Raw genomic sequence first — 12,055 nt, forward strand, 5'->3', positions numbered from 1 at the left:
CGTCTCGACCCGCAAAGGCATTGATGCACGCCTGGGCGACCTGGCGCAGCTAACCGGGCAGACGGTCCAGGACCTGGAAGACCTTTCGCTTCCCGATTTCGGCCTAGGCGAAAACGGCGTGGCGACGTTCCGGATCGGAGAGGCCCGCGCGGACCTGACCGTGGCCGCCGACGGGCACCGGCTGCAGTGGTTCAGCCGCGACGGCAAGGCGCTGAAATCCGTCCCGGCCGAGGTCCGCAAGGATCACGCGACCGCCCTGGCCCATCTGCGACGGAGGGTGAAGGAAATCGAGGAAGCGCGCGCCAGCCAAGTGCTCCGCCTCGAGCAGTCGTGGGTCGAGGGGCGCGGCTGGAGCCTTGCCGACTGGCGCGAGCGTTATCTGCGCCATCCGTTGCGCCGGCCCGTTGTCCGGGCGTTGATCTGGCGCGTCGGGTCCTCGGACCTGATGGTCGCGGGTGATAGTTTTATCGATGTGGAGGGGCGCGCGCAGGAGGTTCCGGCCGATGCTCGAGTGCGTCTTTGGCACCCCCTCGACGCGACGGCGGAGAAGGTCCTCGCCTGGCGCCGGCGTGTTCTCGACCTGGGCGTCACGCAGCCGATCAAACAGGCGCATCGTGAGATCTACGTCCTCACCGAAGCCGAACGCCGGACCGGGGTCTATTCGAACCGCTTCGCCGCTCACATCCTGCGGCAGCATCAGTTTCGCGCGCTGTGCCAGGCGCGCGGCTGGCGATACGGCCTTATGGGCGGCTGGGACGGCTACAACACGCCAACCCGGGCTCTCCCCGGCCTGTCGGTCGAGTACCAGGTGGAGGTCATTGATGATGGCCGCCAGACGGCTTCGGGTGTGGCTCTCTACCTCACGACAGATCAAGTCCGCTTTACCGACGACCGCGATCAGACCGTTGAGCTCGATGCCGTTCCGCCCATCGTGTTCTCGGAGGTCTTGCGCGACGTCGACCTCTTCGTGGCCGTCACGAGCGTGGCCAACGACCCCGGTTGGACGGACGGCGGGCCTGAGGGTCGCAACGCCGGCTATTGGCGGGAATGGGCCTTCGGGGATCTCGGTCAGTCCGCCCAGACGCGCCGCGAACTGATTGCTTGGATCGCGCCCAGGCTTTCCATCGCCGACAAGCTTGAGGTGACAGACAAGTTTCTGGTCGTCACAGGGCGCAGGCAGCGCTATGCGATCCACTTCGGGTCCGGCAACATCCAGACGCGGCCTGGCAACCGCTACCTGTGCATCGTTCCAGACCGTGATCCGGCTGAGGCGGCCGCCATCAAGCTGCCCTTCACCGGCGACGGCCTGCTGTCGACGATCTTGTCGAAGGCGTTCCTCCTCGTGGACGAGGACAAGATCAAAGACCGGACCATCCTCAGCCAGCTGTGAAGGTTTGCGTCCCGGAGCCTGACCGACCCGCGGCGGGACGGGAGGGAGCTGCGACATGCGAAGGCCAGACTCAAGCCAGCCCGAGCAGCGTTGGACGCATCTTCGGCCGCCCTCGATAGAACCCTGATGGCGCTCTCCGATCCCATTCGCCGGCAGATTCTGCAGCGACTGGCGGCGTCGGAGGCCCGGGTCACTGACGTGGCCAGCGAGTTTTCGATCTCCCTGAACTCGGTGAGCAAACACATCCGTCTGCTGGAGAGCGCCCGACTCGTCGAGCGCACCGTCATTGGTCGCGAGCACCTTCTGCGCTTCCGCCCCGAACCGCTTACCGAGGCGGAAGAATGGATCGCGAGACAGCAAAGCTTCTGGGCTCGCCGCCTCCAGGCGATCGACGACCTTCTGACCGCCGAGGACGCCGCAAACGAGATGCCAAACTTGAGGGAGAACTACAGTATCGAAGACCGTTGAAGCGAAGACCGTCCATGAGTTCAAGGCGTCCGCCGAGCGCGTCTTCGACGCTTGGCTCGATCCTGCGAAGGTTTGGTCGTGGTCGTCGCAGCCTATCGCCGGGCGGCCTCCTGCGGATATCCGCAGGGTCGAGATCGACCCCCCGCGTGGGCGGAGCGTTCACGTTTTCCGATATGCGCGAAGACGGCGAGGCGGTCCAACGGGGCACTTACCTCGAGATCGACCGTCCCCGGAGGCTGGTCTTCACCTGGTTTACGTCGGAGGAACAGGAGCAGGAGAACAGTTCAGTCGTCACCCTGACCATCGAGCCGTGCGGCAGCGGCTGTCGCGCCACCATCGTCCACAGCATGGACGAGCGATGGGCCGCATGGGTGAAGCAGACGGAGATGGGCTGGAGTTCAATGCTCGGCCAGATTGAAGCCGAACTTGCGTCCGAGGCCTGAGGAGCGGGGGCGCCTTAGCGGGGTGTGATCCAGCTCACTTGAGCCGATGCAGGCGCAGCGGCTTGGTCGCTTCCCGGGCGATCATACCCTTGGCCTCAAGGTCGAGCTGCACGCCTTTCAGCCACCAGCCGGCCGTCGCGCCGCCTGGGAAGAGCGTATCCGGCAGGAGGGGCAGGAGCCGGGTCTTGGCTTCCGCCACCGCCAGGCCCGGCGCGGACGGGGGCAGCACCGTCAGGATCGCCTCGCGCATGGCGTTGTACTTGTCGGCGTCGACCCGCACTGGGCGATCGGGGCTGTTGGGGTTCTCCATGAGGACCTTGTCGGGCTGCGCGGTCATGCCGGCACGCCTTCGACCTTGGGGATGCGGAAGCCCATCGCGACCCATGCCTTCATCAGCCGCCACATGAACCTGCCGGAATGGCCGGGATAGCTGGGGATGTCGCCCAGCAGCTCGACGCCGTCGGGCTTCTCCGCGGTCATGGTCCGCTCGTCCAGCGGCGGCGCGCCTTGCGCCATACGGTCGCGATAGAGGCTCAGCCAGTGGCCGCCCTTGAACTCGAGGGCCATCGGCGAATGGCAGCACTTGGTCACCAGACGCCGTGTCGTCGAGGTGGGCGTGAGCGTCAGCGCCTCCAACTGCTCGCCGCCCAGCACGCAACGCAGGCGGTCCTTGCGATGGAGCACGAAATCGGTTCCGGCGTCGGGGCGGAGCACGGGCGGCGCCTCGGCCAGCCCCTCGATCCGATGGCCCGCCTCTTGGCAGCTCTTGCAATAGCAGGCGACGCTGAGGATCGGCGGGCCGGCCGCTTCAAACGTCACCTGGCCGCATCGGCACGACGCGGTCATGGTTCCTTGGGGCTTGGGGGTCATCAAGGCTTTCCCATCCGAAGTCTTGAATAAAACTGGACGGTCCAGTACTACATGTCAATGGAGCCTCGGCCAAGAATGACGGCGAACGCGATTGGCCCGCTGAAGGGCGACGAACCAGGCCGCTCCGAACGCAAGCGCCGGGCGATCCTTGACGCCGCCACGGAGATCTTTCTGCGGCACGGCTATCTCGGAGCCAGCATGGATGACGTCGCCGCCCAGGCGGAGGTCTCCAAGCAGACCGTCTACAAGCAGTTCGAGAGCAAGGAGGCGCTGTTCGTCGAGATCGTCAGCGGCATGACCGGCTCGGCCGGCGACAAGGTGCAGCTCGAGATCGCCAAGCTGGGCGAACAGGACGATCCCGAGGCGGAGTTGCTGGCCTATGCGGAGCGACAGCTGATCGTCGTGCTGACACCGCGATTGATGCAACTGCGCCGCCTGGTGATCGGCGAGGCCAACCGCTTTCCGGCCTTGGGGCGGGCGCTGTACGACGGCGGTCCCGGCCGCGCCGTCGCGGGCCTGGCCCAGGCCTTCGCCCGTTGGAGCGAGCGGGGTCTCCTGGAAACCCAGGATCCACAGGCCGCGGCGTCGCACTTCAACTGGCTGGTCATGGGCGAGCCAGTGAACAACGCGATGCTGTTGGGCGACGACGCGATCCCGGAAGCGGCGGCGCTGCGACGCCACGCGGTGGACGCCGTGCGCGTCTTCATGGCGGCCTACGGCAAGCGACGCTGACCTGTCGATAATACATTAGTATTGACTCATGAATTAGCCCGCCCTAATTGGTTGGTCATGAACGAGGCCGCCACCATCAGCAGCGTCATGCGATCGCTCGCCGACCCCACTCGGCGCGCGGTTTTCGAGCGGGTCGTCAAGTCCGACGAGATCACGGTTGTCGAGTTGACCCGGGGAAGCGGGGTGACCCAGGGCGCCATCTCTCAGCACCTGAAGACCTTGAGGCTGGCGGGCCTGGTGGCCGAACGCCCCGAGGGTCGCAATGTCTACTACCGAGCCGAGCCTGAGGGGCTCGCGCCGCTCTTCGACTGGATGAGCCACTACGCCGCCTTCTGGCCTGAGCGGTTCGCCGACCTCCGAAACCTCCTGAAGGAGATTGATCCATGAACGACGCCGCGACCGTGGCCGGCAGCCGGGAGATCGTCGTCGACGAGGTGTTTCCCCACACCCCCGAAGTGGTGTGGAGAGCCATCACCTTGCCGGGCATGATGAGCCGGTGGCTGAAAATGGAACCCGTTGGCTTCGCGCCGACGGTCGGGACGCGCTTCACCTACAGGACCACGCCGGCTGGGGCGTGGGACGGCGTCATCCACTGTGAGGTGCTGGAGGCGACGGCGCCTGAACGTCTGGTTTACTCCTGGAAAGGCGGACACGACGGAAACGTCGGGTACGGCTCTCGGCTGGACACCGTCGTGACCTTCATCATCTCCGCGGTGGAGAAAGGCGCTCGCCTTCGCCTCATCCACGCCGGCTTCGTGTTCCCCACCAACGAGTCGGCCTTCAAGAACATGAGCGAAGGCTGGGTGAAGGTCGTCCGGACTATCGAGACCATCGCCGCGGAACAGGACTGACGCCCAGAGCGCGGTCGCGAGCGGCTGATCCGGAGACGCGTCCGCGACGGGCGCCTCCGCCAAAAATGCCTAAGCCTGAGGAGCCCAACAAGTGAACATCCCGCCGATTGTATCGCCAGAGGCATGGCAAGCTGCGCGTGCGCAGATGCTGGTGAAGGAAAAGGCCCACACCCGGGCTCGTGACGCGCTGGCCGCCGAGCGCCGGCGAATGCCATGGACCGCCGTGGAAAAGGCCTATGCGTTCGACGGGCCCATGGGGCGGGCGAGCCTTCTCGACCTTTTCGAGGGCCGCCGCCAGTTGATAGTCTACCGCGCCTTCTTCGAGCCTGGGGTCTTCGGGTGGCCCGAGCATGCCTGTCGCGGCTGCTCCATGGTGGCGGACCAGGTCGCCCACCTCGCGCATCTGAACGCGCGTGACACCACCCTGGCGTTCGTCTCTCGCGCGCCACAGCCCGACATCGCGCGGCTGAAGGCTAGAATGGGCTGGGCGATGCCCTGGTATAGCTTGACGGACACCTTCGACGCCGACTTGGGCGCGGACGAGTGGCACGCCACCAACGTGTTCTTCCGGGACGGCGACAGGATCTTCCGCACCTACGTGATCGACAGTCGTGGTGACGAGGCCATGGGCGGCACCTGGAACTATCTCGACATCACGCCGCTTGGCCGACAAGAGGTCTGGGAGGATTCGCCCGCGGGCTACCCGCAAACACCGCCGTACAAGTGGTGGAACTGGAACGACAACTACGACGCCGAAGCCGCGCCCGATCCCAAGTGGGTCGAGGTGTCCGACGCCGGCGAAGCGCTGTTCAAGACATCCGAAAACTAGTCGACCCGGCAAGCGCAGGAGATACGGCGTGCGCCAAGCGCGTTCCGACGAAGCCGCGCCCGAACTCGGCGTGGTCGGCTGCCTGGGCCTGGCGGCCGCGCCGACTTTCGCGGCCATGGCGCTGCTAACGGCCGTGAGCGGGGGGCCGCCCCACACACTGTGTTCGGTCGCGACCGCGTCACCGCTGACCGGAATGACCCTCATGTACCTGCTGATGAGTGCTTTCCATGCAGGGCCCTGGCTCAAACTGATCGGAACCAGACAAACGGGAACAAGACCATGAGCCACAACTATGCTCGCCGCTGCGCCTGCGGCGCGATCCGCTACGACATCTCCGCTGAACCGGTGTTCACGAACCACTGCCAGTGCCGCGACTGCCAGCGCGCCAGCGGTTCCGGGCACGGGACCTTCCTGACCTTTGCGAACCGGGAAGCGGTGAGACTTGAAGGCCAGGCGACGCGCTGGGACGTGGTCGCCGACAGCGGCGCGGTGAAAACGCACGCCTTCTGCCCAGCCTGCGGATCACCGGTGTATCTGACGTTCTCCGGCATGCCCGACCTCTTCACGGTGTCGGCCGGGAGCCTTGACGATCCGAGCCGATGCGCGCCGCAGGTCGTGACCTACGCGGTGCGCAGCCATGATTGGGATCACCTCGACCCCGCCCTTCCCAGGTTCGAGAAGATGCCTCCGATGTAAGGCGGTCGATTTCGACTTGTAGCGAACGCTACATTTCCGTAGTGAATCGGTCGTGTTCCCTACGGAAGGTGACCCATGGCAAGCCTGACTAGAGATGATCTCGCTGGATCGGCTGGAGGTCCCTTGCGGCGAGGTCAGGTCGTGACCCTCGTGGTTCTCGGCGCCGTGCTCTGGTTTCTCGCCGCGGTGCTGTTGCGCTTCGTAGGCCCCATGGGCGCTTTCGATGGAGTTGGGCTGATCGCGCTCTACGTGCTGACCGTGCCCGGGACATTTCCCTTGATCCTGCTCGCCCAGCGCCTTGCGAAGCTGGGGCGTGACCAGATCGCGATCGGGGTGACCGTCGCCACGGCGACAGCTGCCCTGCTGGACGGTCTGGCGCTATCTCAGTTTCCGACGCTCTATGGCGCGGACGCCTAGGCCGTCGCCGGCGCCGGCGCGGCGATCCTTTGGGGCGCGGGCGTCGCCCTTCTTCTGGGTTTGCTGATGAACAGGCCGGAGCGCGCCTGAGGCGGGGCTACAGCGCCTTACGACAGACGTCTTCGAGGCCGACGCTCCTCATCAGCAGCATGCCTTCGATCGTGACCATCAGCCTGGCCGCATCGGCCTCGCGCGCGTCGGGCGTGGGGCTATCGAGCTGCGCGGCGCCCCAGGCCAGGAAGCCACGCGCGATCCGCTCACCCACATCGCGATAGACGGGATCGCCCCGCGCCGCCAAGGCCGCGACTTCCAGCCATATGCGCATGTACGGCCACAGGCGCTCGGCGAACAGAAGGGTCAGCAGTTGCGTTCGCAGGTCCGCCAGCGGCAGCGGCGTCTTGGCCGTCTGGTCCTCAAGCAGGGCGACTAGCCTCAGGGAGACCTGGTCCAGCGTCGCGGCGATAATCTCAGCCTTGTCCTTGAAGTAGTACAGCAGCATCCGGTCGCTGGTTTGGGCCGCCTTGGCGAGCGGCCTGAGACTGGCGGCCGAAAGACCGTGGGCCAGCACGTGGTCGGCCAGACGATCCAGGATGGCGGCGCGGCGATCGTCTGACTTCATGACGTTGGAGCCGACCTCGTCGCGCGCAAGTCCACAGCCTCCTCCGTTCGCACGGATGGCCACGATGGGAAAGTTCCACGGACGCCGCGCAATCGGCGCGGTAGCGTCGAGGCGCCGGAATCAGCCGGCGAGCAAGGAGCGCGGCTTTGACGGTCACCATCCACGGCATCAAGGCCTGCGACACGATGAAGAAGGCGCGCGCCTGGCTGGACGGTCGCGGCGTGACCTACGCCTTCCACGACTACAAGGTGCTCGGCATCGACCGGCCGAGGCTGGAGAGCTGGGTAGAGCAGGTGGGCTGGGAGGTCCTGCTCAATCGCGCCGGCACGACGTTTCGCAAGCTGCCGGATGCGGAGAAGGCGCCGATGGATGAGGCCAAGGCGGTCGCCCTGATGCTGGGGCAGCCCTCGATGATCAAGCGGCCGGTCCTTGATCTGGGTGAGCGCCTGCTGGTGGGCTTCAAGCCGGAGATCTATGAGGCCGCCTTTGGCGGGCGAAGTTAATCTCGCGATCCCGCATCCAATCGGCGTCACGGCGGCGGCCTGGCTCCGGCCGGCGCGGCGATGGTGGCGGCCGCGGCGGTCGTGTTGCTGGCGGACGGCCCGGCCATGTCCCTGCTGGGTTTGAGAACATGACGAACATTTCATGCTCATCCTTGCATCTGTATGCCTGGTCCGGCGCCTCTTTCCTTTCAGAACCGGGCCGATGCGCCCACCAATCCTGAAGAGGGGAAGACAAGATGGAAATTCTGATCCCAATCACGATGTTCGCGATGATCGCGGCGATCGTCGTCCTGCCGCGCTGGTTCAAGAGCCAGGAACGCCAAAAGCTGCAGGAGACGTTGCGGGCGTCGATCGAGAAGGGCGCCGCGCTTCCGCCGGAGGTCATCGACGCCCTGACCAGCGACGTGAAGGCTCCGCCTTCGCCGTACAAGGACCTCCGCTCGGGGATCATCTGGCTGGGCGTGGCCGTCGGCTTCGCGTCCCTGGGCTTCGCGGTCAGCTTCGAAGAGCCTGACGCCTTCTACCCTCTGCTGGGCATCGCGGCCTTCCCGGGCTTCATCGGCCTGGCGCTGATCGCCCTGTCGTTCGTGACCCGCGGCAAGCAGTAGAGTCCTCGAGGGGATGGGGAAAAGCCCAGATGTCGGGCGCTAACAACACAAGGCTGGCCAATCTCCACGACGTGGAGCTGGCCGCCCTGGCGGCGGCGGGAGACCGTGCGGCCTTCGGGGAGCTGGTCCGGAGGCACGGCTCGGCCGTGCGCGGCCTGCTGCGACGGATGGGGTCTTCGCCGGCCGAGGCCGACGACCTTGCCCAGGACGCCTTCCTGATGGCCTTCGAACGGATCCGAGAGTTTCGCGGGGAGGGGGCGTTCGCGGGCTGGGTCAAGAAGATCGCGGCCCGACTCTATCTTCGCCGCCTGCAACGCGAGCGGCGGCTGACGGGGCTGGCCCAGGACGCCGAGGACGCCTCGGTCGACGCGCATCAACCGGACGCCGCGGCCCGGATCGACCTGGACGAGGGTCTGAAGTCGCTGAGCGCGGTCGAACGACTGTGCGTGTCCATGTGCTACGGCGCGGGTCTTTCCCACGCCGAGACGGCGGAGGCCTTGAACCTGCCGCTTGGAACGGTCAAATCGCATGTCAAACGTGGTCTGGAGAAACTCAGAACGCGACTGGCGCCTGGCGGCGCTGCAGTTGAAGGGAGGCGTGGCAATGGTTGAGCTTGAATTCGAGCGGCGGCTGGAACGCCTCTTCGCCGACCCCCCGGCCTTCTCCGACGAGAAGGCCTTCGCCGCGTTGGTGGAACGCAAGCTGGACCGTGGCTGGAACCTGCGTCGGATCCTGATCGGCGCGGCCGGCCTGGTGGGCGGCCTCGTGGGCGCCAGCCAGCTGATCCTGTCGAACTTCGTGGGTCAGGTTGAGGCGGCGTCCGAAGGGTCCAGCCGCATCCTGCGCGACGGCGTCGCCGAGTGGGCGCCGCGGGTGGAGCTGCTTTCGGCCCTGCCGGCCGGTGGTTCGGTGGTATGGCTCGCCAGCGGTCTGGCGGTCCTCGCCATGGGGTTCGTCCTGACCCGGGTCATCGAGGAGTTCTAGGTCATGTCGGCCCAGCGTCAGGATACCGGCAAGCGGCTCGCCGCGCCGGACATCGCCGCCCGCAAGGGCGGCGTGCCCATCGTGTGCCTTACCGCCTACACCGCCCCCATGGCCGAACTGCTGGACGAGCACTGCGACCTGATGCTGGTGGGCGACTCCGTCGGCATGGTGGTCCACGGCCTGCCCAACACGGTGGGTGTGACATTGGAGATGATGATCCTGCACGGCCAGGCGGTGATGCGCACGGCCCGGCGGGCCATGGTCGTGGTGGACATGCCCTTCGGCAGCTACGAGGGCGCGCCGGAGATCGCCTACGCCAACGCCGCGCGGGTGATGAAGGAAACCGGCTGCCAGGCCGTGAAGGTCGAGAGCGGCCCAACCGTTGTCGAAACCATCGACTACCTGGTCAAGCGCGGCATTCCGGTCATGGGCCATGTGGGCCTGCGGCCCCAGGCTGTGAACGTCGATGGCGGCTTCAAGGCCAAGGGCAGGGGCGCCGACGAGCGCGCCCGCATCCTGGCCGAGGCGAAGGCCACTGCTGAGGCGGGCGCCTTCGCGGTCGTCGTCGAGGGCGTCGCCGAGGGCCTGGCCCGCGAGATCACCGAAGCGATCAGCGTCCCCACCATCGGCATCGGCGCCTCTTCCGGCTGCGACGGCCAGATCCTGGTGACCGACGACATGCTGGGCCTGTTCGACTGGACTCCGAAGTTCGTCCGCCGCTACGCCGACCTGCGCGGCGAGATCACCAAGGCCGTCGCCGGCTACGCCGAGGACGTCCGCCAGCGCCGCTTTCCGGGGCCCGCCGAGATCTACTTCGCCAAGGCTGCGAATGCGGAATAGAGCGCCTCGATCCTCTCCATAAATTAAATCGATTGGGCCTATTTCCTGGTCGGTTCATACTCACGCCGAGAGCGAATACGCGCACGAACCTCAAGGTGCGCCACGCGGCAAGGGAGACGACCATGAGCCTCGCGACCAGCAAGACCCTGCAAAACCTCAAAGACGCCTTCGCGGGCGAGAGCCAGGCCAATCGGCGCTACCTCTACTTCGCCCAGAAGGCCGATGTGGAAGGCTACAACGACGTGGCCGCGGTGTTCCGCTCCACGGCCGAAGGCGAGACAGGCCATGCCCACGGGCACCTGGAATTCATGGAAGAGGTCGGCGATCCGGCCACTGGCCTGCCCATCGGCGGCACCTCGAACAACCTGAAGGCCTCCATCGCCGGGGAGACCCACGAATATACCGACATGTATCCGGGCATGGCGCGGACGGCGCGCGACGAAGGGTTCGACGAGATCGCCGACTGGTTCGAAACCCTCGCCAAGGCCGAGAAGTCCCACGCCGGCCGCTTCCAGCGCGCCCTGGAAGGCCTCGACGCCTAGCGCCGCCGGGCGGCGCGACGTCACCGCCCGTTCCTTCCTGACCGCCCCGTTTCTTCCCGACAACGAGGTATCCGTGGCCGACACTCCCGCCCGCGAGGGCAGCCTCGACGCGCCGTTTCGTCATCCCATCGCTTGGCGGGACGAAGCCTATTACGACCTTGAGGCCGTCGAGAGGGAGATGGAGCGTCAGTTCGACGTCTGTCACACCTGCCGGCGCTGCTTCAATCTCTGTGACAGCTTCCCGCGCCTGTTCGATCTGATCGACGAGTCCAAGACCGGCGAGCTCGATAGCGTGGCCAAGAGCGACTACGCCAAGGTCGATGAGGCCTGCACGCTGTGCGACATGTGCTTCCTGACCAAGTGCCCCTATGTCCCGCCGCACCCCTTCGACATCGACATTCCGCATCTGATCCTGCGCTACCGCGCCGCCAAGCGCCGCGCGGGCGAGAAGGACTTCATCCGCGACCAACTGGGCCAGACAGACCGCAACGGCAAACTGGCCAAGCCGGTCGCGAAAATCGCCAACTGGGCCACGGCGCGGAAGAACACGCCGCTTCGCAAGCTCCTCGACGCCATCGCCCAGATCGACGCCGAGGCCGAGTTGCCGCAGTACCACTCAAGGACCGCGACGGACCGGCTGAAGGTTCCGGTTCCGCCCAATCCAGAGGGCCCGGCCGTGGGTCAGCGCAAGGCGGTGCTCTACGCGACCTGTTTCGTCGACTACAACCAGCCCGACACGGCGGTCGCCGCCGCCCGGGTCCTGGCGCTGCAAGGCGTGCAGGCCGAGTTGCTCTATCCGGAATGCTGCGGCATGCCGCAACTCGAGGCCGGCGATCTGGCCGATGTGGCCGGGCGCGCCGAGCGGATCGCCAACGCTTTCGCCCCCTATATCGACCAAGGTTACGAGGTGGTGGCGCTGACCGCCAGTTGCGGTCTGATGATGAAGTTCGAGTGGCCGCTGATGCTGCCGGAGAACCACGCCGTCCTGCGACTGGCCGCCGCGACGCGTGACATCAGCGAGTATGTGGTCGACATCGCCAAGACCCACGGTCTGACGCCCGGCCTCTCGCCGGTCGCGGGCGGGGTGACGGTCCACCATGCCTGCCATGCGCGGGCGCAGAACATGGGTCAGAAGTCGGCAGAGATGCTGCGCTTGATCCCCGACACCCGCGTCGAGGTGGTCGAGCGCTGCTCCGGCCACGGCGGCACCTTCGGGGTGATGAAAGAGACGCGGCCATTGGCGGTGAAGATCGGCAAGGCCGC

19 protein-coding genes are annotated in these 12,055 nt (G+C 66.3%); 16 read left to right on the forward strand and 3 right to left on the reverse strand.

Annotated features, from left to right (window positions below; genetic code table 11):
* The 3 genes from RMO04_RS16925 to RMO04_RS16935 all read left to right on the forward strand — a co-directional run.
* On the forward strand, window positions 1-1,390 hold a 1,390-nt coding region (locus RMO04_RS16925; protein ID WP_309645939.1), incomplete at its 5' end, for a DUF4132 domain-containing protein.
* Window positions 1,391-1,516: 126 nt separating this feature from the next.
* The gene (locus RMO04_RS16930; RefSeq protein WP_309645940.1) at window positions 1,517-1,858 is read left to right on the forward strand and encodes a metalloregulator ArsR/SmtB family transcription factor; all 342 of its coding nucleotides are present in this window, start codon (window positions 1,517-1,519) and stop codon (window positions 1,856-1,858) included.
* A 146-nt stretch (window positions 1,859-2,004) separates the two neighbouring features.
* Entirely contained in the window at window positions 2,005-2,301 is a 297-nt protein-coding gene (locus RMO04_RS16935) for an SRPBCC family protein (protein WP_405041514.1), read from the forward strand.
* Between the two features lie 34 nt (window positions 2,302-2,335).
* Here the strand turns inward: RMO04_RS16935 and RMO04_RS16940 are convergent, their stop codons facing one another.
* Entirely contained in the window at window positions 2,336-2,638 is a 303-nt protein-coding gene (locus RMO04_RS16940; protein ID WP_309645942.1) for a DUF6958 family protein, read from the reverse strand.
* The gene (locus tag RMO04_RS16945; RefSeq protein ID WP_309645943.1) at window positions 2,635-3,171 is read right to left on the reverse strand and encodes a hypothetical protein; all 537 of its coding nucleotides are present in this window, start codon (window positions 3,169-3,171) and stop codon (window positions 2,635-2,637) included. The genes RMO04_RS16940 and RMO04_RS16945 overlap by 4 nt, the downstream gene beginning before the upstream one ends.
* A gap of 75 nt (window positions 3,172-3,246) precedes the next feature.
* Here RMO04_RS16945 and RMO04_RS16950 point away from each other — a divergent pair, with 75 nt between their 5' ends.
* From RMO04_RS16950 to RMO04_RS16975, 6 genes are all read left to right on the forward strand, one after another.
* Window positions 3,247-3,903: a TetR/AcrR family transcriptional regulator gene (locus RMO04_RS16950; protein WP_309645944.1), complete on the forward strand. Its 657-nt coding sequence runs from the start codon at window positions 3,247-3,249 to the stop codon at window positions 3,901-3,903.
* A gap of 57 nt (window positions 3,904-3,960) precedes the next feature.
* Entirely contained in the window at window positions 3,961-4,290 is a 330-nt protein-coding gene (locus RMO04_RS16955; RefSeq protein ID WP_309645945.1) for a metalloregulator ArsR/SmtB family transcription factor, read from the forward strand.
* On the forward strand, window positions 4,287-4,754 hold the full coding sequence (locus RMO04_RS16960; RefSeq protein ID WP_309645946.1) for an SRPBCC domain-containing protein: 468 nt from the start codon (window positions 4,287-4,289) through the stop codon (window positions 4,752-4,754). The genes RMO04_RS16955 and RMO04_RS16960 overlap by 4 nt, the downstream gene beginning before the upstream one ends.
* Before the next feature lie 91 nt (window positions 4,755-4,845).
* Entirely contained in the window at window positions 4,846-5,583 is a 738-nt protein-coding gene (locus RMO04_RS16965) for a DUF899 domain-containing protein (RefSeq protein ID WP_309645947.1), read from the forward strand.
* Window positions 5,584-5,862: 279 nt separating this feature from the next.
* Window positions 5,863-6,279 (forward strand): GFA family protein, encoded by a 417-nt coding sequence (locus RMO04_RS16970; protein WP_309645948.1) that lies wholly within the window; start codon window positions 5,863-5,865, stop codon window positions 6,277-6,279.
* Between the two features lie 141 nt (window positions 6,280-6,420).
* Window positions 6,421-6,696, forward strand: a complete 276-nt coding sequence (locus tag RMO04_RS16975; RefSeq protein WP_309645949.1) for a hypothetical protein — start codon at window positions 6,421-6,423, stop codon at window positions 6,694-6,696.
* Between the two features lie 97 nt (window positions 6,697-6,793).
* Here the strand turns inward: RMO04_RS16975 and RMO04_RS16980 are convergent, their stop codons facing one another.
* Complete coding sequence (locus RMO04_RS16980; protein WP_309645950.1) at window positions 6,794-7,315, reverse strand: TetR/AcrR family transcriptional regulator; 522 nt, start codon at window positions 7,313-7,315, stop codon at window positions 6,794-6,796.
* A gap of 146 nt (window positions 7,316-7,461) precedes the next feature.
* Here RMO04_RS16980 and RMO04_RS16985 point away from each other — a divergent pair, with 146 nt between their 5' ends.
* From RMO04_RS16985 to RMO04_RS17015, 7 genes are all read left to right on the forward strand, one after another.
* Window positions 7,462-7,818, forward strand: a complete 357-nt coding sequence (locus RMO04_RS16985; protein ID WP_309645951.1) for an ArsC family reductase — start codon at window positions 7,462-7,464, stop codon at window positions 7,816-7,818.
* Between the two features lie 236 nt (window positions 7,819-8,054).
* On the forward strand, window positions 8,055-8,426 hold the full coding sequence (locus RMO04_RS16990; RefSeq protein WP_309645952.1) for a DUF6249 domain-containing protein: 372 nt from the start codon (window positions 8,055-8,057) through the stop codon (window positions 8,424-8,426).
* Between the two features lie 29 nt (window positions 8,427-8,455).
* Window positions 8,456-9,037: a sigma-70 family RNA polymerase sigma factor gene (locus RMO04_RS16995; RefSeq protein WP_309645953.1), complete on the forward strand. Its 582-nt coding sequence runs from the start codon at window positions 8,456-8,458 to the stop codon at window positions 9,035-9,037.
* Window positions 9,030-9,410, forward strand: a complete 381-nt coding sequence (locus RMO04_RS17000) for a hypothetical protein (protein WP_309645954.1) — start codon at window positions 9,030-9,032, stop codon at window positions 9,408-9,410. The genes RMO04_RS16995 and RMO04_RS17000 overlap by 8 nt, the downstream gene beginning before the upstream one ends.
* Before the next feature lie 3 nt (window positions 9,411-9,413).
* Complete coding sequence (gene panB / locus RMO04_RS17005; protein ID WP_309645955.1) at window positions 9,414-10,250, forward strand: 3-methyl-2-oxobutanoate hydroxymethyltransferase; 837 nt, start codon at window positions 9,414-9,416, stop codon at window positions 10,248-10,250.
* 122 nt (window positions 10,251-10,372) lie between these two features.
* Window positions 10,373-10,792, forward strand: coding sequence for a rubrerythrin family protein (locus RMO04_RS17010; protein ID WP_309645956.1), 420 nt, complete (start codon window positions 10,373-10,375; stop codon window positions 10,790-10,792).
* 73 nt (window positions 10,793-10,865) lie between these two features.
* The coding region (locus RMO04_RS17015) for a heterodisulfide reductase-related iron-sulfur binding cluster (RefSeq protein WP_309645957.1) at window positions 10,866-12,055 on the forward strand (1,190 nt) is incomplete at its 3' end.

Origin of the sequence: Phenylobacterium sp. (genome assembly GCF_031412415.1) — a bacterium.
Taxonomy (GTDB): Bacteria; Pseudomonadota; Alphaproteobacteria; order Caulobacterales; family Caulobacteraceae; genus Phenylobacterium.

What these genes read in the sequence shown, in the direction of transcription:
- RMO04_RS16990 (WP_309645952.1), top strand. Translation starts at nt 8,055, where the DNA reads ATGGAAATTCTGATCCCAATCACGATGTTCGCGATGATCGCGGCGATC.
- RMO04_RS16945 (WP_309645943.1), bottom strand. Translation starts at nt 3,171, where the DNA reads ATGACCCCCAAGCCCCAAGGAACCATGACCGCGTCGTGCCGATGCGGC.
- RMO04_RS16955 (WP_309645945.1), top strand. Translation starts at nt 3,961, where the DNA reads ATGAACGAGGCCGCCACCATCAGCAGCGTCATGCGATCGCTCGCCGAC.
- RMO04_RS16980 (WP_309645950.1), bottom strand. Translation starts at nt 7,315, where the DNA reads ATGAAGTCAGACGATCGCCGCGCCGCCATCCTGGATCGTCTGGCCGAC.
- RMO04_RS16940 (WP_309645942.1), bottom strand. Translation starts at nt 2,638, where the DNA reads ATGACCGCGCAGCCCGACAAGGTCCTCATGGAGAACCCCAACAGCCCC.
- RMO04_RS16970 (WP_309645948.1), top strand. Translation starts at nt 5,863, where the DNA reads ATGAGCCACAACTATGCTCGCCGCTGCGCCTGCGGCGCGATCCGCTAC.
- RMO04_RS17000 (WP_309645954.1), top strand. Translation starts at nt 9,030, where the DNA reads ATGGTTGAGCTTGAATTCGAGCGGCGGCTGGAACGCCTCTTCGCCGAC.
- RMO04_RS16930 (WP_309645940.1), top strand. Translation starts at nt 1,517, where the DNA reads ATGGCGCTCTCCGATCCCATTCGCCGGCAGATTCTGCAGCGACTGGCG.
- RMO04_RS16950 (WP_309645944.1), top strand. Translation starts at nt 3,247, where the DNA reads ATGACGGCGAACGCGATTGGCCCGCTGAAGGGCGACGAACCAGGCCGC.
- RMO04_RS16995 (WP_309645953.1), top strand. Translation starts at nt 8,456, where the DNA reads ATGTCGGGCGCTAACAACACAAGGCTGGCCAATCTCCACGACGTGGAG.
- RMO04_RS16960 (WP_309645946.1), top strand. Translation starts at nt 4,287, where the DNA reads ATGAACGACGCCGCGACCGTGGCCGGCAGCCGGGAGATCGTCGTCGAC.
- RMO04_RS17010 (WP_309645956.1), top strand. Translation starts at nt 10,373, where the DNA reads ATGAGCCTCGCGACCAGCAAGACCCTGCAAAACCTCAAAGACGCCTTC.
- panB (WP_309645955.1), top strand. Translation starts at nt 9,414, where the DNA reads ATGTCGGCCCAGCGTCAGGATACCGGCAAGCGGCTCGCCGCGCCGGAC.